Genomic DNA, 19,537 nt, shown 5'->3' with positions numbered 1-19,537 from the left:
CCCCGGCCCGGAAAGGTACTCCGGGCCGGGGCGGCGAGTGCTCCAGTCGAGCCGGAGTCAGCCGAACAGGACGTCGTCGTCGCCCAGGCGCTTCAGCTCGCGGTACAGGATCGCGAGGCCGGTGACGATGGTCACCGCGGTGACCGCGGCGTCCACCAGGCGGAGCGTGTCGTTCTCGGCACGGGCGCGCTTGATCTGCTTGGCCACGCTGACCGCGCCGAACGCGGTCGTGGCCATCGACAGGTACGTCCCCTGCTTGGACTTCTTGAAGCCCTTGGCCTTGCTGATTGCGTTGCTCATAGCGACGGTGCCTCCTCGATCAGCTGATGACCCCACTTTTCCACGAAGGCGGCTTCGACAGCGGCACCGACCTGGTACAGCCGGTCGTCCTTCAGCGCCGGGGCGATGATCTGGAGGCCGACGGGCAGGCCGTCCTCGGGGGCGAGGCCGCACGGCAGGGACATCGCCGCGTTGCCCGCCAGGTTGGCGGGGATGGTGCACAGGTCGGCCAGGTACATCGCCATGGGGTCGTCGGCGCGCTCCCCGATCGGGAAGGCCGTGGTCGGCGTGGTGGGCGAGACCAGCACGTCGACCTCGCCGAAGACCCGCTCGAAGTCGCGGGTGATCAGCGTGCGGACCTTCTGCGCCGAGCCGTAGTACGCGTCGTAGTAGCCGGAGCTGAGCGCGTACGTGCCGAGCATGATGCGGCGCTTGACCTCGTCGCCGAAGCCGGCCTCGCGGCTGAGCGCCGTGACGTCCTCCGCGGAGTGCGTGCCGTCGTCCCCGACGCGCAGGCCGTAGCGCATGGCGTCGAAGCGCGCCAGGTTCGACGAGCACTCGGAGGGCGCGATCAGGTAGTACGCGGAGAGCGCCAGGTCGAAGGAGGGGCAGTCGACCTCGACGACCTCGGCGCCGAGGCCCCGCAGCACCTCGACGGCCTCGTCGAAGCGCTGGAGCACGCCCGCCTGGTAGCCCTCGCCGCGGAACTGCTTGACGACGCCGACGCGCATCCCGGCGACCGAGCCGTTGCGCGCGGCCTCCACGACCGGCGGGACCGGCGCGTCGACCGACGTCGAGTCGAGCGGGTCGTGGCCCGCCATGACCTCGTGCAGCAGGGCGGCGTCGAGGACCGTACGGGCGCAGGGGCCGCCCTGGTCGAGGGAGGAGGAGAAGGCGACCATGCCGTAGCGGGAGACCCCGCCGTAGGTCGGCTTCACGCCGACCGTGCCGGTGACGGCGGCGGGCTGGCGGATCGAGCCGCCGGTGTCGGTGCCGATGGCGAGCGGCGCCTGGAAGGAGGCGAGCGCCGCGGAGGAGCCGCCGCCCGAGCCGCCGGGGATGCGGGTCAGGTCCCAGGGGTTGCCGGTCGGGCCGTAGGCGCTGTTCTCGGTGGACGACCCCATGGCGAACTCGTCCATGTTGGTCTTGCCGAGGATGACGATGTCGGCGGCCTTCAGGCGCTTGGTGACCGTCGCGTCGTACGGCGGGAGCCAGCCCTCGAGGATCTTCGAGCCGACCGTGGTGGGCACGCCCTCGGTGGTGAAGATGTCCTTGAGCGCGAGGGGCACGCCGGCGAGCGGGCCGAGCGGCTCGCCCGCGGCGCGCTTGGCGTCGACGGCGCGGGCCTGCGCGAGCGCGCCCTCGCGGTCGACGTGCAGGAAGGCGTGGACCTTCTCGTCGACGGCCTCGATGCGAGCGAGGTGGGCCTCGGTGACCTCGACGGCGGTCAGCTCGCCCGAGGCGATCCTCGCGGCGGTCTCGGCGGCGGTCAGCCGGGTGATCGCGGTGGCGTCGGTCATGATTCCTCCCCGAGGATCTGCGGCACCTTGAAACGCTGCTGCTCCTGGGCCGGGGCGCCGGACAGCGCCTGCTCGGGCGTGAGCGAGGGGCGGACCTCGTCCGCCCGCATGACGTTCGTCAGCGGCAGCGGGTGCGACGTCGGCGGTACGTCCTGGTTCGCGACCTCCGAGACGCGGGCGACCGCGCCGATGATGTCGTCGAGCTGTCCGGCGAAGTGATCGAGTTCTTCGCCCTTCAGCTCCAGGCGCGCCAGCCGGGCGAGGTGGGCGACCTCCTCGCGCGTGATGCCAGGCATGCAACGGTCCTCAGGGTGAGTGGTGGGTTTGCTTGGGTGGTGCGTGTGCAGACCCGGCCAATCCTATGGCGCGGGCCGCCGTGCCCGCGAAGCCGTTCTCCCCTTCGCGGCCCCGGGTCAGGACGCGGGGCCGTCCTGACGGTGCGTACGGGGCTCCCGAGCGGCGTCTACGAGGCTCCCCCTGCGGTCCGCGCGGGCGTGCGGGGCGTACGCCGCGGGGCGCGGGCGCGGGGCGCGCGGTGGCGGGCGCGGGCGCGCTCCGCGCCGGGCGCGGGGGTCCGCGCCGGCCGGCGGTGCGGCGGGGTCCGGGCGTCCGGCGTGCGCGGGCGTGCGCCCCCCGTCGCGGCCCCGGTACGGACGGCGGGCGCGCTCGCCGCGCCCCGCCCGCGCGCGACGCTCCGCTGCAAAACGGTTACTTCACGGCGTGACCAGGCTCGTCCGCGTGCGCGGGAGCGGCCAGTTCCGCTTCTGTGGGGTGGTGCGCGCTGCCCTCGCCGCGCGCCAGCAGCCACGCCGTCGTCTCGTGCGGCGGCATCGCAGCGGCGACCAGCCAGCCCTGGACGGCGTCGCAGCCGAGGTCCCGCAGGTGCTCCCAGGTCTCGTCGTCCTCGACGCCCTCGGCGACGACCACCAGGCCGAGCGAGTGCGCGAGGTCGACCGTGCAGCGGACGATCTCGCCGTCCTCCGCGTCCACGGCGAGCTTCGCCACGAACGAGCGGTCGATCTTCAGCTCGCTGACCGGGAGGCGCCGCAGGTGCACCAGCGAGGAGTAGCCCGTGCCGAAGTCGTCCAGGGACATCTTCACGCCGTGTCCCGTCAGGCCCGCCAGGGTGTCGGCGGCCCGCTGCGGGTCTTCGAGCAGCACGTGCTCGGTGATCTCCAGCTGGAGCGCGCCCGGCGGGACACCGTGCCGGGCCAGCCGCGCGGCGACCGCGCCGGCGAACCCGGGGGTGTGCACGTCGCGCGGCGAGACGTTGACGGCGACGGGGACCATCAGGCCCTGCGCCCGCCACCTGGCGACCTGGGCGAGCGCCGTCTCCAGCACGTACTCGGTGAGGTGGGGCATGAGTCCCGAGGACTCGGCGATGGCGATGAACTCGTCGGGCGGGACCTTCCCGCGCTCCGGGTGCGTCCAGCGCACCAGGGCCTCGAGACCCGCGACATGGCCGTCGAAGCGGACCTTGGGCTGGTAGTGCAGCTCGACGTCGCCCGCGTCCAGCGCGCGCCGCAGATCCCCGAGGAGGCCGAGCCTGTCGGGGGTGTTGGAGTCGCGCTTCGACTCGTAGACCTCGACGCCGGTGCGGTCCCGCTTCGCCTGGTACATCGCCACGTCGGCGCGGCGCAGCAGCCCCTCGGCGTCGAGCGCGTGCTCGGGGAAGACCGCGACGCCCGCGCTGGCCTCCAGCACGAGCGTCAGGCCGTCGAGGTTGAGCGGCGAGGAGAGTTCGGCCACGAGGTGGCGGGCGACGCGCTGCGCGCTCGTCGTGGAGTCGCACGTCGGCAGCAGCACGGCGAACTCGTCGCCGCCGAGGCGCGCCGCCTCGGCCCCGCGCGGCAGCGCCACCCGGAGCCTGTCGGCTATCTGGAGCAGCAGGCGGTCCCCCGCCAGGTGCCCGAGGGTGTCGTTGACGGAGCGGAAGCGGTCGAGGTCGATGAGGAGCAGCGCCGAGCGCGCGTTGAGCGAACCGGCGTGTTCGAGCGCGGTCCACGCCCGGTCGAGCAGCCACTGACGGTTCGGCAGTCCCGTGAGCGGGTCCTGCAACTGCTCCTCCGCGCGGGCCCTGGCGATCCACAGGGTGGAGTCGAGGGCGATCAGCGGGATGGCGAACAGCGGCAGCAGGACGGGCAGGGTCGCCGCGACCACGCAGATCAGCGGCGCGATGCCGAGCAGCGCGACGGCGACGAGGCCCTGGCGGACGAGGGCCGTGCGGTCCAGCGACGGCAGCGCGCCGCCGTGCGGCGAGAACACGGCCCACAGCAGCAGACGGGCGACCGCGAGGTGGACCACGGCCGCCAGGACGATGGACGGGACGCCGGCGAGCCCCCACTCCAGGGGCCGCCAGGGGTGTGCGACGGAGGGGACGTTCCCGAAGGCGGCCAGGACGAGGGCGGCCGCGCCGATGCCGAGGACGTCGGAGGCGCCGTGCAGGACGCTGTCGCGCCAGCGGTGTCTGCGGGCGACGCCGACGACGACCACCACGGCCAGGCTGACGAGTCCCGCGGGCACCCAGCCGTACAGCAGCAGGGCGGCGAGGGTGAGCGCGGCGCCCGAGCCCGTGCCGCCGAACCAGCGGTCCCTGCCGAGCGCGACGAGGTGCCCGACGATGACACCGGTGAGGGCGGCGAGCGACCAGCCGGCCGCGCCGCCGGGGAAGAGGGCGTGCCCGTCCCGCAGGGCGGCGAGGACGCCCGCAAGCAGCACGACGGCCGCGGCGGCCACCACAAGTCCCGGCAGTCTCGCCACCATGCCGACGACGCCCGCAACCCCCGCGAATCCGCGCGGGGGTGGGGCGAGGGCGGCGCTCTCGGTCGGTTTCATTCCCGTCCCTCTCACAGCCGGCTGAGCCGATGCCACGCGATGGCACGTTGTCATGCCATCACGACTGGTCTCACTCCACGCAGCCGTGCACGACAGGCGCACCCCCCAACAGTAGGCCGCCGAACGCCCCAACGGGCAGCGCTCGGAGGCTGTTGCCCGAATGCGACCCCCCAGTCCGTATCACGCGGGTATGCGCCGAACGGGTGAGCTTTGCCCCGCAGTCGCCCGGGGCTCCGGTGAACTCCCGGTGGCCCAGGGGCGCACTCCGCGTGCCGCGCGCCCCACCCCCTCGGGGATCCGCGCCCGGCCGGCGGACGCGGCCCCCGGCCCACCGGCCCGCGCCCGCGAGGCGCCCCGGGGCGGGCCGGGCCTGCGGCGGTCCCGCTCCTGCTCCTTACTGCTCCTTGTCGCCCGCCGCAACGGACGCGCCGTCCTCCTCGGACGCCGCCTCAGCGGACGCCGCGTCGGCCGCGTCGGCTGAGGCGGTCGCGTCGGTCGCGTCGGCGCCCGCAGGATCGCCCGCGGGCTCCCCGGTGGCGAGCGCGGCCTCGCGGGCCGCGTCCTGGCCCTGTTCCAGGAGGACCGTCAGCCCCGCCTCGTCCAGGACGGGGACCTTCGCCTGGACGGCCTTGTCGTACTTGGAGCCGGGGTTCTCGCCGACGACGACGAAGGCCGTCTTCTTCGAGACGGAGCCCGTGACCTTGGCGCCGCGCGCCTGGAGTGCCTCCTTCGCCGCGTCGCGGGTGAAGTTCTCCAGGGTGCCCGTGACGACGACCGTGAGCCCGTCGAGCGGCCTCGGGCCCTCGTCCTCGCCGGAGGACTCCTCCTCCATGCGGACGCCCGCGTCGCGCCATTTGCGCAGGATCTCGCGGTGCCAGTCCTCCGCGAACCAGTCCTTGAGCGACGCGGCGATCGTCGGCCCGACGCCCTCGACGGCCGCCAGCTCCTCCTCGCTCGCCTGCTCGATCCGCTCGACGGACCGGAACTCGCGCGCCAGCGCCTCAGCTGCGACGGGCCCGACATGGCGGATCGAAAGGCCCGCGATGATCCGCGCGAGCGGGCGCTGCTTGGCCTCGGCGATGTGCTCCAGCATGGCCACCGCATTCTTGCGGGGCCCGCCCTCCTGGTTGGCGAAGACCGTGGCGATCTTCTCCTCGCCGCTCTCCGGGTCGCGCTTCGGCAGCCCGCTGTCCTGGTCGAGCACGTACGCCCGGATCGGGAGCAGCTGGTCCATCGTCAGGTCGAACAGGTCGCCCTCGTCGCGCAGCGGCGGCTCGGCGGGCTCCAGCGGCCTGGTGAGCGCCGCGGCCGCCACATAGCCGAAGTTCTCGATGTCGAGGCACTTGCGGCCCGCGAGGTAGAACAGCCGCTCCCGCAACTGCGCAGGGCACGCGCGGGCGTTGGGGCAGCGCAGGTCGACGTCGCCCTCCTTCATCGGCTTGAGCGGCGTGCCGCACTCGGGGCACTCGGCCGGCATCACGAACTCCCGCGCGTCCGCGGGCCGCAGGTCCGCGACGGGACCGAGGATCTCCGGGATCACATCGCCCGCCTTGCGCAGCACGACCGTGTCGCCGATGAGGACGCCCTTGGCCTTCACCACGTCCTGGTTGTGCAGGGTCGCGAACTCGACCTCGGACCCGGCGACCGTGACCGGCTCGACCACCGCGTACGGCGTGACGCGGCCCGTGCGCCCGACGCCGACGCGGATGTCCACCAGCGTGGTGTTGACCTCCTCCGGCGCGTACTTCCAGGCGATCGCCCAGCGCGGTGCGCGCGAGGTGGAGCCGAGCCTGCCCTGGAGCGGGATCTCGTCGAGCTTGACGACGACGCCGTCGATCTCGTGCGCCACGGAGTGCCGGTGCTCGCCGTAGTACGCGATGAACTCCCGCACGCCGTCGAGCGAGTCGACCACGCGGTTGTGCTCGCCTGTCGGCAGGCCCCACTCGCGCAGCAGGTCGTACGCCTCGGAGAGCCGGGAGATCTCCAGGCCCTCGCGGGCGCCGATGCCGTGGACCACCATGTGCAGCGGGAGGGTCGCCGTGACCCTCGGGTCCTTCTGGCGCAGCGAGCCGGACGCCGAGTTGCGCGGATTGGCGTACGGCTTCTCGCCGGCCTCCACGCGCCGCGCGTTGAGCTCCTGGAAGGCCTCCATCGGGAAGTAGACCTCGCCCCTGATCTCCACAAGGGCGGGGACGCGCCCGCCCTGAAGGCGGCGCGGGATCTCCCCGATCGTGCGGATGTTGGGCGTGATGTCCTCGCCGGTGCGGCCGGTGCCCCGGGTGGCGGCGCGGGTCAGCACCCCCTGCTCGTACGTCAGGTTGACGGCGAGGCCGTCGACCTTCAGTTCGCACAGGAAGTGGTAGTCGGTGGTGCCGACCTCCTTGGCGACCCGGTCGGCCCAGGCCGCCAGCTCCTCGTCGTCGAAGGCGTTGTCCAGCGAGAGCATGCGCTCGCGGTGGGTGACCTCCGCGAGGTCCGTCTCGTACGCCCCCGAGACCTTCTGCGTCGGCGAGTCCGGCGTGCGCAGCTCCCCGTACTCGTCCTCCAGCGCCTCCAGGGCGCGCATCAGCTCGTCGAACTCGCGGTCCGTGATGACCGGCTGGTCCTTCACGTAGTACCGGAAGCGGTGCTCGTCGACCTCCTCCGCGAGCCGCTTGTGCCGCTCCCGCGCCTCCGCGGGCACCGAGGCGGCCTGTCCGCTCCCCGCCGGCCGTGCGTTCTCGCCTGCCACCGTCTTGTCCTCCCGTGCCGTCACTCAGGGTTGTCCGCGAGCGATCTCGCCGCCCGGACGACATGGGCGAGCGCCGCGCGGGCATATGCGGGCGAAGCGCCCGCGAGCCCGCACGCCGGGGTGCACACCACGGACTCGGCGAGGAGTCCAGGATCCAGCCCCAGCCTGCGCCACAGCGTCCTGACACCCATGACGCTACCGGCAGGGTCGGACAATGGTCCTTCGACGCCTGGCACGACACCGGCGAGCAGCCGCATGCCACCCTCCACGGCCTCTCCGATCGCCTCGTCGTCACGCTCGGTGAGCAGCGCGGCGTCGAACGAGACGGCGTCGGCGCCCGCCCTGCGCAGCAGCGCGAACGGCACGTCGGGGGCGCACGAGTGGACCGCGGTGCCCGCGGCGCCCGCGGCCCGCGCCCGCTCGACGACCTGGGCCAGCGCGTCCCGCACGACCTGCCGGTCCACTGCGGGGTACGTGCGGTAGCCGCTCGCCGTGCGGAGCCTGCCGCGCAACACAGCCGTCAGCGACGGCTCGTCGAGCTGGAGCACCACGGCCGCGCCGGGGACGCGGCGCCGCACCTCGGCGAGGTGCGCGGTGAGCCCCTCGGCCAGCGACTCGGCGAGGTGGCGGCAGGCGCCCGCGTCGCCGAGGAACGCTTCGCCGCCGCGCAGTTCGAGTCCCGCCGCGAGGGTCCAGGGGCCGACGGCCTGGATCTTCAGCGGCCCCTCGTAGCCCTGGGTGAACTCCTCCAGGGCGTCGAGGTCCTCGCCGAGCAGGGACCGCGCCCTGCGGGTGTCGCGGCCCGGCCGGTCGCTGACCCGCCAGCCGCTCGGCTCCAGGTGGGCGTAGGTCTCGGCGAGCAGCCCGATCGTCCGTCCCGTCATGTCGGCGCCCGGGCCGCGCGCCGGCAGCTCGGCGAGGAACGGGAAGTCCTCCACGGTGGCCGCCACGCCCTTGGCGGTGTCCCGCGCATCGCCGCCCGGCATGGAGCCGACGCCGGTGGCCGCGCCCCAGCGCACCGGCGCGGGCGCCGGTGCGGCCGCCGCGTCCGCGGGGCCCGTCCCCCGGTCCCGTGCGCCGCTCACCGGCCGGGCCGTACGGTCAGGTCCTCGATCGCCGCGTCGCGCGGCAGGTCCAGGACGGTGAGGATCGCGGTGGCGACGGACTCGGGGTCGATCATCCGCGAGGCGTCGTACGCGCTGCCCTCCTGCCGGTGCACCTTCTCCTGCATCGGGCTCGCCGTGCGGCCCGGGTAGACGGTGGAGACGCGGACGCCGTTCGTCTTCTCCTCGGCGCGCAGCGCGTCGGCGAGCGCCTTGAGGCCGTGCTTGGCGGCCGCGTACGCGCTCCACTCGGGGTTGGCGCTCAGACCCGCGCCCGAGTTGACGAAGACCACCTGCCCCTGGGCGACCCGCAGCTGCGGCAGCAGCAGCCGGGTCAGCTCGGCGGGCGCCACGAGGTTCACGTCGAGCTGGGCGCGCCAGGTCTTCACCGACAGCTCCCCCACGGGACCGAGGTCGACGATCCCCGCGACGTGCAGGAGGGAGTCGAGCCGGTCGGGCAGGGTCTGGTGGGAGAGCGCCCAGGACAGGCGGTCCGGATTGGCGAGGTCGCCGACGAGGGTGCGGGCCCCGGGGACCGCGGCCGCGATCTCCTTGGCGCGGCCGGCGTCCCGGGCGAGGAGCAGCAGGTCGTCGCCGCGCTCGTGCAGGCGGCGTGCAACGGCGGCGCCGATGCCGGAGCCGGCGCCGGTGATCAGGTGTGTTGCCATGCGGTCATGGTCGCACCCGCGCGCCGCTCCCTCCGCACGCGCCCGCGCACCCGCGGGGGCGACCCGTGCGGTGGGCGCCTTTGCGCGCCCCCGCCGCAGGACCGTGCCGCACGCGCGCGGGCCCTGGGCTCACCCGAGGCCCATGGACTCCTCGAGGAAGGCCATCGCGCCCACGCCGTCCTCGGCGAAGAAGACCAGGTCGGAGAGGGGCAGCGGGAGGAAGCCCTCGTCCTCCATCCGCTGGAACTGCTGCCTGAGGCCGTCGTAGAACCCGGCCGTGTTCAGCAGCACCACGGGCTTCGTGTGGTGGCCGTGCTTCTTGAGCTCCAGGATCTCGGTGGCCTCGTCCAGCGTGCCGGTGCCGCCGACCATCACGACGACCGCGTCCGACTTGGCGAGGAGCAGCGCCTTGCGCTCGGAGAGGTCGCCCGCGACGACCATCTCGTCGGCCTCGGCGCGCGCGGCGTCCGAGAGGAACTCGACGGAGACGCCGACGAGCCGGCCGCCGCTCGCCGCCACGCCGTCCGCGACGACCTTCATCAGGCCGCGGTCGGAGCCGCCCCAGACCAGGGTGTGCCCGCCGCGCCCGATCAGTTCCGCGAACTCGCGGGCGGGTCGGGTGTAGCGCTCGTCGAGGTCGGCCGCGGAGAGGAAGACGCAGATGTTCATGGGGACACCGTAGGCAGTCGTGGGCCCGGCGCGGCGGGCCGGGGGAAGAACCGCCGTCCGCGCGACGCTGTAGGAGAGAGGTACGCGTATCCCGGAGGGAACTCACCGCCATGACCGCTGGACACACCATCACCGTCGAACCGAGCACACAGCACGTGCGGGTGGAGCGGGACGGCCAGGTACTCGCCGACAGCCACAGCCCGCTGGCGCTGCACGAGACGGGCTGCCCGGTCCGCTACTACCTGGCGCCCGAGGACGTACGGCTGGACCTGCTGACGCCGTCGGACACCACCACGCACTGCCCCTTCAAGGGCGACGCCAGCTACTGGTCGCTGCCCGACGCGCCGGACCTGGTCTGGGCGTACGAGGAGCCGAAGGCGGAGGTCGAGGCCATCAGGGGCCACTTCTGCTTCTACGACACGGAGGTCATCAGCAGCTGACCCCGCAGCGCCCCCGCCCCGGGCCCCGCGCCTACGCCCTCGTCGCGAGCCAGTCGTCGAGGGCGGCGAGGCCGGCCCGCGGGTCGGCGCGGCCGATGCCGACGCGGAAGCGGTCGGTGGGTGCGGGGGTGAGGTCGGAGCGGAAGACGGAGGCGGGCAGCAGCAGGACGCCCGCCTCCTCGACCAGCCGGGTGCAGAACTCCTCGACGCCGTCGGGGCCGAGGTAGCGGGGGTAGGCGACGCAGCCGCCCACCGGAGGCGACCAGGCGAAGAGGTCGCGGTGGCGGGCGAAGAAGGCGTCGAAGACGGGCAGGTTGCGGGCGATCAGGGCGCGGTTGCGGGCCAGGATCGTCTCCCGCGCCTTCAGCGCGATCCGGGCGAGCACCTCGCTGGGGGCCGCGTTGCAGATGGTGGTGTAGTGCTTGGCACGCTCAAGGCGGCCGAGCAGCTCGCGGTCGCGGCAGGCGATCCAGCCGATGCGCAGCCCCGGGAGGCCGAGCGACTTCGAGGTGACGTTGAGCGAGAGGGCGCGCGGGGAGAGGTCGGCCGCCTGCGGCAGGGTGCGCGCCGGGTCGCGTTCGAGGCCCCGGTAGACCTCGTCGCTGAAGAGGCGGATGCCGCGCTCGTCGCAGAGGGCCGCGAGGGCGGCGAAGTCGGCGCGGCCGAGGACGGCGCCCGTGGGGTTGTTGGGGAAGTTGACGGAGAGGACGCGGGTGTTGGGGCGCAGCGCGGCGCGTACGGCGTCGAGGTCGAGCGCCCAGTCCCGGTCGGGGTCGAGGGCGACCCCGGTCACCTCGCACAGCGCGAGCGGCACGGTCTCGGCCGCCTGGTAGTCGGGGGTGATCACCACGGCGTGGTCGCCGGGGCCGAGGAGGACGTGCATGGCGAGGTAGAGGGCCTCCTCGGCGCCCGCGAAGCAGAGCACGTCCGCCGCGTCCGCGTGCTCGTAGGTCGCGGCGACGGCCTCGCGCAGCGCGGGGTCGCCGTAGGTCTCGGTGTAGCCGAGCGGGAGGCGCTCGAAGGCAGCGCGGTCCCCGTCGTCGGCGAGGGCGAGGAGCTCTCCGAGGGTCATGGTCTGGGCGTCGGAGGCCGTCAGGTGGTGGCGGGCGGTGAACTCCCAGCGGGAGAAGTACGTTTCGAGCCGGAAGTCGGGCAGTCGCGTCATGCGGGCGGGTCCTCGGATGCGTCGGGTACGGGGGCGGAGCCTGCGGCGGCACGGGCCTCGGCGAGCAGGCCGTAGACGGTGGAGCGGGAGACTCCGAGGGCCGAGGTGACGAAGGGGACGGCCCGGCGCACGGCGAACACCCTGTCCCCGTCGAGTGCGGCGACGAGGGCGAGCCGGTCGGCGCGTGTCATCCGCTCGACGGGGCGGCCGCACCCGCGGACATGGGCGCCGACGGTGTCGCGCACGCGCTGTTCCCAGTCGCCGTCGAAGAGGGGCGCCGGGCGCGGCGCGGTCGGGGCGGCGAAGGCCGAGAGCACGGCGGCGGCCCTCTCGAACGGCGTCCGGTCCAGGTTGACGCAGAGCACGGCCTCGGGTCCGCCGTCGGCGTCGCGCAGCACGGCGCTGACGGAGGAGAGCCTGCGGCCGTCGGCGAGGAGCTTCTCGTAGGGCCCGAAGACGTCCCGGGCCGCGGGGTCGAGTGCGTCGAGCTCCCCGAGCAGGGACGGGTCGCCGGGGCCCCTGGGGGTCATGGGGTTCCAGACCGCGAGCACCCGGTCGGTCGCCGGGTCGTGCAGCACGACCTCGGCGTGCGGTCCGAGCAGCAGCGCGACCGCCTCGCACACCGGGGTCAGGGCGCGGACGCGGGGGTCGGTCTCCTCGGCGCTCACGGCCCGAACGATACGTCCAGCCTGGACGAACTGTCCAGGCCGGGCCGCACGGACGGCCCGGAAAAGCCGTGCCGGGAGCTGGTGCACGACTCTTCCCGACCGAAAGGTCCAATGGTAATACTGTCGGCACACAGCGTGGTGCGGGCGACCGAAAGGACCCCCTGGTGCGGACCCGGCTCATGTGCGCCGCTGGCGCCTTCTCCCTTCTCCTGGTGGCCGGCTGCGGTGCGGGCGCCGCCGACGACGGACAGATCCGCACGGCGGCGGTGGTCTCCTCGCGGGCCCAGGAGGTGTACGACGAGATCCAGGCGCTGCCGCCGGCCGAGCAGCGCGCGAAGGCGGTCCAACTCGCCTCCGAGGAGGGCGAACTGACCGTCTACACCTCGCTCACCGACAATGTGGCCGACGCGGTGAGCAAGGCCTTCGAGAAGCAGTTCCCGCACATCAAGGTCTCGATGTTCCGGGGCAACTCGGAGACGATCCTCCAGCGCATCCTCCAGGAGTCCCAGGCCCGCAAACTCGGCGCCGACGCCGTCGAGTCGGACTTCCTCGAAATGTCCTCACTGGACAGCCAGAAGGCGCTCGCCCGCTACACGGGCCCGGGGCAGGCGCTCGTCGCGCCGTCCAGCCGCTTCCCCGACTGGACGGCCGACCGCTTCAACGTGTTCCTGCCCGCGTGGAACACCGACCTGGTCAAAACGGCCGACGTGCCCCGCAGTTGGGAGGCGCTCGCGGACGCCAGGTACAAGGGGAGAATCACCCTCGAACCCACCGACAGCGACTGGTACGCCAACGTCACCCACTACTGGCTGACCCACGGCAAGACGCGGGCCCAGGTGGACGACCTGTGGCGGCGCATCGTCGCCAACTCCCACGTCACCAAGGGCCACACCACGATCATGGCGCTGCTCGGCGCGGGCCAGACGCCGCTCGACTCGATGAACTACACGTACATCACCGAGCAGGCCCGGCTGAAGGGCGCGCCGGTCGCCTACCGGCTGCCGGACGGCACCAATCCGCTGCCCGCCTTCCCCCGCCCCAACGGGGTCGGCATGCTGCGCGGCGCCCAGCACCCGGCCGCCGCCTGGCTGTTCTACGACTGGATGCTGCACGAGGGCCAGAAGGTGCTGGTGGGCCTGCACATGACCCCCTCGACGAAGGTGCCGGGCGACACCAGCCTCCAGGGCATCCACCTCGTGCCCTTCGACGTGAAGGAGCTCACCGACCCCACAACCGACTGGGACAAGAAGTACGACCAGCAGCTCCGCGGCGTCGCTTCCGCGCAGGGCGGCAACTGACCCCCGCCCGCCGACCACGTGAGGTGAACCCCCGTGACCACCACGACCCGACCACCCGCCCCGCCGCTCTCGCCCGTCACCCGTGCGCGCCCGGCGTCCCGGCTGCGGGGCGTGTTCAACCCGCAGATCCTGATCGTCGGCGGCGCGATGGTGCTCGTCGGCTATCTCGCCGTCGTACCGCTGGGCTTCCTGCTGCACGACACGTTCATCGGCAGCCGCGGCGAACTGTCCTTCCGGGCCTTCGGCCGCGCCTACGGCGAGGGCTCGCAGGCCGGCACGATGATGTTCAACTCCCTTGCTTTCGCCGTGGGTTCGGCCGCCTTCGCACTGGTGGTCGGCGCCGTGCTCGCCTATCTCCAAGTGCGCACGGACATCCCGTTCAAGGGGTTGCTGTTCGCCGCCTCGCTGGTGCCGCTGATCGTGCCGGGCATCCTGTACGCGGCGGCCTGGATATTCCTGGGCGACCCGTCCATCGGCCTCGTCAACACCCTGTTCTTCAAGCCCGTGCTGGGCACGAGCCCGGTCAACGTCTACTCGCTGTGGGGCATGATCTGGGTGCAGGGCCTCCATCTGGCGCCGGTGGCCTTCCTGTTGATGGTCTCCGCCTTCCGCGGCATGGACCCGTCCCTTGAGGAGTCCGCGGCCATGTCGGGCGCCTCGCGGTGGACGGTGCTGCGCCGGGTCACGCTGCCCCTGCTGCGGCCCGCGCTGGTCTCCGCCGCGCTGCTGATGTTCGTGCAGTCGCTGGAGTCGTTCGAGGTGCCGGGCCTGCTCGGGCTGCAGAACGGCATCTACGTCTTCACCTCCCGTATCTACTTCGTGCTGCGGGCCTTCCCCGTCGACTACGGCAGCGCCGGCGCGTACGCGGTCGGCCTGCTGGTCGTCGCGGCAGCGGGCGTGCTGCTCTCCTCCTGGCTCCAGCGCAGGGGCGGCTACGCGACGGTGACCGGCAAGGCGTTCCGCCCGCAGCCGGTGGAGCTGGGCCGGGCGCGGCCGTGGGTCGGCGCCGGCGTGGTGGTGTACTTCGTGGTCACCGTCGTCCTGCCGGTCGGCGTGCTGGTGTACGCGTCGCTGCTGCCGTCGTACGCGCAGCCGTCGCTGAAGGCGCTGCGCGGGATGTCCCTGCACAACTACACGGAGGTGCTGCGGCTGCCGATCGCGGTGACGGCGCTGAAGAACTCGGTGCTGCTCGGGGTGGGCGCGGCGACCGTGGTGATGCTGCTGACGGCGATCGTGTCCTGGGCCGTGGTGCGCACCCGCATCCCCGGCAGGCGCCTGCTCGACCTGCTGGCGTTCACCCCGATCGTCATCCCCGGCCTGGTGCTGGGCCTCGCGCTGTCGTTCGTGTACCTGCGGGTGCCGCTGCCGATCTACGGCACGCTCGGCATCCTGCTGATCTCGTACTGCACCCGCTACCTGCCGTACGGGATGCGGTACTCGTCCTCCGCGATGACGCAGATGTCGAAGGAGCTCGAGGAGTCGGCGACGGTGTTCGGCGCCTCCTGGTGGCAGACGTTCCGCCGGGTGCTCGTGCCGCTGGCGAGCAGCGGCCTCGTCGCGGGGTGGATCTACATCCTGGTGGTGTCGTTCCGCGAGCTGTCCAGCACGATCCTGCTCTACAGCCCGGGCACGGAGGTGCTCTCCGTGCTGATCTGGGAGCAGTTCGAGAACGGGCAGCTCACCACGCTCGCGGCGATCGGTGTGCTGATGGTGGCGCTGCTCGTCGTCCTCGTCCTGGTCGCCCACCGCTTCGGTGCGCGCTTCGGCCCGCAGTCGGAGTCCTCCCGAGGGCCCCGAGGGGGCCGCACCCGACCCGGCACACCTGCCTGAAGGACCTGACATGCTGACTGTGGACAACCTGGTGAAGAGTTACGGCGGGGCGGCGCGCGGGCGGCGGGGCGACAGCCCGTCGACACCCGCGCCCGACACGGAGGCGGTGGCGCCCGACGGCAGCCGTGTCTTCGCCGTCGGCGGGGTCAGCTTCACCGTCGAGGACGGCGAACTCTTCACCCTGCTGGGCCCTTCGGGGTGCGGCAAGACCACCACCCTGCGCTCGGTCGCGGGCCTCGAACGGCCCGACGGCGGCACCATCGCCCTGTCCGAGCGCGTGCTGTTCGACTCGGCGCGGGGCATCAACGTCCCCGCGAACCGGCGCGAGTTGGGAATGGTCTTCCAGTCGTACGCGATCTGGCCGCACATGACCGTCGCGAAGAACGTCTCCTTCCCGCTCGACATCCTCCCCTCGTCGCGGCGGCCGCCGCGCGACGAGATCGACCGCAGGGTGCGCCGGATGCTGGAGGTCACCGAGCTCGGCGCGTACACCGACCGCAGCGCGACCAAGCTCTCAGGCGGGCAGCAGCAGCGGCTCGCGCTCGCCCGGGCGCTGGTGATCCAGCCCGAGGTGATGCTGCTCGACGAGCCGCTGTCCAACCTCGACGCCAAGCTGCGCGAGTCCATGCGCTTCGAACTCAAGCGCCTGCAGACGGAGTTGGGGCTCACCGCGATCTATGTGACGCACGACCAGTCCGAGGCGCTGGTGATGTCGAGCCGGATCGCGGTGATGAACGAGGGCCGGGTCGAGCAGATCGGCACGCCCGACGAGATCTACGGCAGGCCCGCGACCCGGTTCGTCGCCGAGTTCATCGGCACGTCCAACTTCGTGCGGGGCACGGTCGCCTCGGTCGACGGGGACGCCGTCGCCGTCGACACCCCCGAAGGACGGCTGCTGTGCAGCGGCGCTGCGGCGGCCCCCGCGGTCGGCGCCGAGGTGCTGCTCTCGATCAGGCCCGAGGCGGTCTCGCTCGCCCGCGACCCGCACCCCGGCGCGGTCAACCAGTGGGCGGGCGAGGTGCTGAACCGGGCCTTCATGGGCGACGCCGTCGACCATGTGGTGCGCGTCGGCGCCCAGGAGATCAGGATCCGCTCGCACCCGACCCAGTCCGTCGAGCCCGGCACCCGGGTCCACCTGGCGGCCGATCCCGCGCGGGTGACGCTCGTACCGGCCTGAGGAGCCCGGGGCCCGCGGCGGCGCGGCTCAGCCGGCCGACGCCGCCGCCAGGTCCCTGCGCCGCGTGGTGGCGATCGTCGCAGAGCCGACCACCCGCGTGCCGTCGTAGAGCACGATGGCCTGTCCTGGCGCCACCCCGCGCACCGGCTCGGGGAAGGTCACCCGCAGGGTGCCGTCGACCAGTTCCGCGGTCGCCGCGGCCTCCCCGCCGTGCGCCCGCAGCTGCGCCGTGTACGCGCCGGGGCCCGCGGGGGCCGCGCCGCACCAGCGGGGCCTGATGGCGGTCAGGGCCGTGATGTCGAGGGCCTCGGCGGGGCCGACGGTGACGGTGTTGTCGACCGGGGAGATGTCCAGCACGTAGCGCGGCTTGCCGTCCGGGGCCGGGTGGCCGATCCGCAGGCCCTTGCGCTGGCCGACGGTGAAGCCGTACGCGCCGTCGTGGCTGCCCACGGTGGCGCCCGACTCGTCGACGATGTCGCCGGGCGCCGCGCCGAGCCGCTGGGCGAGGAAGCCCTGGGTGTCGCCGTCGGCGATGAAGCAGATGTCGTGGCTGTCGGGCTTCCTCGCCACGGCGAGGCCCCGCCGCTCCGCCTCCGCGCGGATCTCGTCCTTGGTGGTGAGGGTGTCGCCGAGCGGGAACATCGCGTGCGCGAGCTGCCGCTCGTCGAGCACGCCGAGCACGTACGACTGGTCCTTCGCCGCGTCGCTCGCGCGGTGCAGCTCGCGGGTGCCGTCCGCGCGGGTGGCGATCGTCGCGTAGTGGCCCGTGCACACCGCGTCGAAGCCGAGCGCGAGCGCCTTGTCGAGGAGCGCGGCGAACTTGATCTTCTCGTTGCACCGCAGGCACGGGTTGGGCGTGCGGCCCGCCTCGTACTCGGCGACGAAGTCGTCCACCACGTCCTCGCGGAAGCGCTCCGCGAGGTCCCACACGTAGAAGGGGATGCCGATGACGTCGGCGGCGCGCCGGGCGTCGCGTGAGTCCTCCAGGGTGCAGCAGCCGCGCGCGCCCGTGCGGAACGACTGCGGGTTGGCGGAGAGCGCCAGGTGCACACCGGTGACGTCGTGCCCCGCGGCCGCGGCGCGCGCGGCGGCGACGGCGGAGTCGACGCCGCCGGACATGGCGGCAAGGACACGGAGGGGGCGGCGCTGCGGGTTCTCAGTCATAGCGCTCCCAGGGTACGTGCCCCGGGGAACACGGATCGCGGGGAGAGGCGTTTTCCCTGGCATGGGAGAGGGATCGGCCGCCCGGGGCGGCAAGGGCGCGACACCCGGCCGCAGGGCCGTCGTGGTGGGCGGCGGGCTGGCGCTGCTCGGCGGCGCGATCGCGCTGGGCGAGAGCCTCTCCGGCTCCCCGGCGCGGCAGCCGCGCACCCCCGGTGACCTGGACTACGCGGGGGCGCGCTGGGTCGCGGCGTCGGAGGCGAACTACCGGATCGCCGACCGGCCGGCCGACTACCCGGTGGAGCTGGTGGTCGTCCATGTGACGCAGGCCGACTACGCGACGACGGTGCGGCTGTTCGAGGACCCGCGCCACGCGGCCGCCTCGCACTACGTGGTCCGGCAGAGCGGGCAGGTCACGCAGATGATCCGGGAGCTCGACGTGGCGTTCCACGCGGGCAACCGCTGGTACAACGAGCACAGCGTCGGCATCGAGCACGAGGGGTTCGTGACCCGGCCGCAGGACTTCACCGACGCGATGTACGCCGCTTCGGCCCGGCTGACGGCCGACGTCTGCCACCGGTACGGCATCCCGGTGGACAGGCGGCACATCGTCGGGCACGCGGAGGTGCCGGGCACGGACCACACCGACCCGGGCCGCCACTGGGACTGGCCGCGCTATCTGGAGCTGGTGCGCGCGGCACGCGAGGCCGCGTGCAGCAGGAAGGTCTGAGCGCGGGGCCGGGCGCGTCAGCTCAGGCCCGCGCCCCTGGCGCGCTCCACGGCGGGCCCGATCGCCTCGGCGAGGGCCGCCACGTCGGCCCGGGTGGAGGTGTGGCCGAGGGAGAAGCGCAGGGTGCCGCGGGCCAGGTCCGGATCGTGGCCGGTGGCGAGCACGACATGGCTCGGCTGGGCGATGCCCGCGGTGCACGCCGAGCCGGTGGAGCACTCGATGCCCTGCGCGTCGAGCAGCAGGAGCAGCGAGTCGCCCTCGCAGCCGGGAAAGGAGAAATGCGCGTTGGCGGGCAGCCGGTTCTCCGGGTCGCCGCCGAGGACCGCGTCGGGGACGGCCTTGCGCACGGCGTCGACGAGCTCGTCGCGCAGGGCACCGACCTCGCGGGCGAAGTCGGCCCGCCGCTCGGCCGCGAGGCGGGCGGCGACGGCGAAGGAGGCGACGGCGGGCACGTCGAGGGTGCCCGAGCGCACCTGGCGCTCCTGGCCGCCGCCGTGCAGCACCGGCACCGGTGCGCGGTCGCGGCCGAGGAGCAGCGCGCCGATGCCGTAGGGGCCGCCGATCTTGTGTGCGGACACGGTCATCGCGGCACAGCCCGAGGCGGCGAAGTCGAGGGGGGTCTGGCCGAAGGCCTGGACGGCGTCGGTGTGCAGCGGGATGCCGTACTCCGCGGCGACGGAGGCCAGTTCGGGCACCGGCTGGAGGGTGCCGATCTCGTTGTTGGCCCACATGACGGTGACCAGGGCCACGTCGTCCGGGTCGCGCTCGACGGCCTCGCGCAGCGCCTCGGGGGCGACCCTGCCGTACGGGTCGACGGGCAGGTACTCGACGGTGGCGCCCTCGTGGGTGCCGAGCCAGTCCACGCTGTCGAGGACGGCGTGGTGCTCGACGGGGCTGGCCAGCACGCGGGTCCTCGCGGGGTTCTCGGCGTGCCGTGACCAGTACAGGCCCTTGACGGCGAGGTTGTCGGCCTCGGTGCCGCCCGCGGTGAGGACGACTTCGCTGGGGCGGGCGCCGAGCGCGGCGGCCAGCATCTCCCTGGCCTCCTCGACCGTGCGCCTGGCCCTGCGGCCCGACGCGTGGAGCGAGGAGGCGTTGCCCGTGAGGCGCAGCTGGGCGGTCATCGCCTCGATCGCCTCCGGCAGCATCGGAGTGGTCGCGGCGTGGTCGAGGTATGCCATGGTGGGCCTGATTCTACGAGCCGGGGGACGCTCCACACGCACCGGTACCCGCTCAAGCGGCGGCACACTCCGGTTTCGCCCG

The 19,537-nt window shown here is 73.4% G+C and carries 17 protein-coding genes; 5 read left to right on the top strand and 12 right to left on the bottom strand.

Features of this window, described 5'->3' with window-relative positions:
- Positions 1-57 precede the first annotated feature (57 nt).
- From AB0910_RS07205 to AB0910_RS07170, 8 genes are all read right to left on the bottom strand, one after another.
- On the bottom strand, positions 58-300 hold the full coding sequence (locus tag AB0910_RS07205) for a hypothetical protein (RefSeq protein WP_345643178.1): 243 nt from the start codon (positions 298-300) through the stop codon (positions 58-60).
- Positions 297-1,799 (bottom strand): Asp-tRNA(Asn)/Glu-tRNA(Gln) amidotransferase subunit GatA, encoded by a 1,503-nt coding sequence (gene gatA / locus AB0910_RS07200; RefSeq protein WP_366743534.1) that lies wholly within the window; start codon positions 1,797-1,799, stop codon positions 297-299. Before gatA ends, AB0910_RS07205 begins: the two co-directional genes overlap by 4 nt.
- A complete protein-coding gene (gene gatC / locus AB0910_RS07195) occupies positions 1,796-2,095 on the bottom strand; it encodes an Asp-tRNA(Asn)/Glu-tRNA(Gln) amidotransferase subunit GatC (protein WP_345643183.1) in 300 nt (99 codons plus the stop codon). The genes gatA and gatC overlap by 4 nt, the downstream gene beginning before the upstream one ends.
- Positions 2,096-2,507: 412 nt before the next feature.
- A complete protein-coding gene (locus tag AB0910_RS07190) occupies positions 2,508-4,634 on the bottom strand; it encodes an EAL domain-containing protein (protein WP_366743533.1) in 2,127 nt (708 codons plus the stop codon).
- A gap of 394 nt (positions 4,635-5,028) precedes the next feature.
- Positions 5,029-7,365 (bottom strand): NAD-dependent DNA ligase LigA, encoded by a 2,337-nt coding sequence (gene ligA, locus AB0910_RS07185; RefSeq protein ID WP_366743532.1) that lies wholly within the window; start codon positions 7,363-7,365, stop codon positions 5,029-5,031.
- Between the two features lie 20 nt (positions 7,366-7,385).
- A complete protein-coding gene (locus AB0910_RS07180) occupies positions 7,386-8,351 on the bottom strand; it encodes a methionine synthase (RefSeq protein ID WP_366743692.1) in 966 nt (321 codons plus the stop codon).
- Between the two features lie 95 nt (positions 8,352-8,446).
- A complete protein-coding gene (locus tag AB0910_RS07175; RefSeq protein WP_366743531.1) occupies positions 8,447-9,136 on the bottom strand; it encodes an SDR family oxidoreductase in 690 nt (229 codons plus the stop codon).
- A 129-nt stretch (positions 9,137-9,265) separates the two neighbouring features.
- Positions 9,266-9,805, bottom strand: a complete 540-nt coding sequence (locus AB0910_RS07170; protein ID WP_366743530.1) for a TIGR00730 family Rossman fold protein — start codon at positions 9,803-9,805, stop codon at positions 9,266-9,268.
- Positions 9,806-9,915: 110 nt separating this feature from the next.
- Between AB0910_RS07170 and AB0910_RS07165 the strand changes: the two genes are divergently transcribed.
- Positions 9,916-10,245 (top strand): DUF427 domain-containing protein, encoded by a 330-nt coding sequence (locus tag AB0910_RS07165; protein WP_366743529.1) that lies wholly within the window; start codon positions 9,916-9,918, stop codon positions 10,243-10,245.
- A gap of 31 nt (positions 10,246-10,276) precedes the next feature.
- Here AB0910_RS07165 and AB0910_RS07160 read toward each other — a convergent pair whose 3' ends face one another.
- Positions 10,277-11,410, bottom strand: coding sequence for an aminotransferase class I/II-fold pyridoxal phosphate-dependent enzyme (locus AB0910_RS07160; RefSeq protein WP_366743528.1), 1,134 nt, complete (start codon positions 11,408-11,410; stop codon positions 10,277-10,279).
- The gene (locus tag AB0910_RS07155; protein WP_366743527.1) at positions 11,407-12,078 is read right to left on the bottom strand and encodes a PAS domain-containing protein; all 672 of its coding nucleotides are present in this window, start codon (positions 12,076-12,078) and stop codon (positions 11,407-11,409) included. The genes AB0910_RS07160 and AB0910_RS07155 overlap by 4 nt, the downstream gene beginning before the upstream one ends.
- Positions 12,079-12,242: 164 nt before the next feature.
- Here AB0910_RS07155 and AB0910_RS07150 point away from each other — a divergent pair, with 164 nt between their 5' ends.
- The 3 genes from AB0910_RS07150 to AB0910_RS07140 are packed head-to-tail and all read left to right on the top strand — an operon-like array spanning position 12,243 to position 16,383.
- Positions 12,243-13,376: an extracellular solute-binding protein gene (locus AB0910_RS07150; protein ID WP_366743526.1), complete on the top strand. Its 1,134-nt coding sequence runs from the start codon at positions 12,243-12,245 to the stop codon at positions 13,374-13,376.
- Positions 13,377-13,409: 33 nt separating this feature from the next.
- On the top strand, positions 13,410-15,206 hold the full coding sequence (locus AB0910_RS07145; protein WP_366743525.1) for an iron ABC transporter permease: 1,797 nt from the start codon (positions 13,410-13,412) through the stop codon (positions 15,204-15,206).
- Between the two features lie 10 nt (positions 15,207-15,216).
- Positions 15,217-16,383, top strand: coding sequence for an ABC transporter ATP-binding protein (locus tag AB0910_RS07140; protein WP_366743524.1), 1,167 nt, complete (start codon positions 15,217-15,219; stop codon positions 16,381-16,383).
- A 27-nt stretch (positions 16,384-16,410) separates the two neighbouring features.
- On the opposite strand, the gene mnmA is transcribed toward AB0910_RS07140, so the two are convergent.
- Positions 16,411-17,547 carry a tRNA 2-thiouridine(34) synthase MnmA gene (mnmA, locus tag AB0910_RS07135; protein WP_366743523.1) on the bottom strand — a complete coding sequence of 379 codons (1,137 nt, stop codon included), beginning with the start codon at positions 17,545-17,547 and terminating at the stop codon, positions 16,411-16,413.
- Between the two features lie 61 nt (positions 17,548-17,608).
- Between mnmA and AB0910_RS07130 the strand changes: the two genes are divergently transcribed.
- Positions 17,609-18,274: an N-acetylmuramoyl-L-alanine amidase gene (locus AB0910_RS07130; protein ID WP_366743522.1), complete on the top strand. Its 666-nt coding sequence runs from the start codon at positions 17,609-17,611 to the stop codon at positions 18,272-18,274.
- Positions 18,275-18,291: 17 nt separating this feature from the next.
- Here AB0910_RS07130 and AB0910_RS07125 read toward each other — a convergent pair whose 3' ends face one another.
- The gene (locus AB0910_RS07125) at positions 18,292-19,455 is read right to left on the bottom strand and encodes a cysteine desulfurase family protein (protein WP_366743521.1); all 1,164 of its coding nucleotides are present in this window, start codon (positions 19,453-19,455) and stop codon (positions 18,292-18,294) included.
- Positions 19,456-19,537: the final 82 nt, after the last annotated feature.

The sequence above is a fragment of the Streptomyces sp. NPDC047002 genome, from assembly GCF_040704505.1.
Lineage (GTDB): Bacteria > Actinomycetota > Actinomycetes > Streptomycetales > Streptomycetaceae > Streptomyces.
This window is presented reverse-complemented; position numbering and strand designations above follow the sequence as displayed.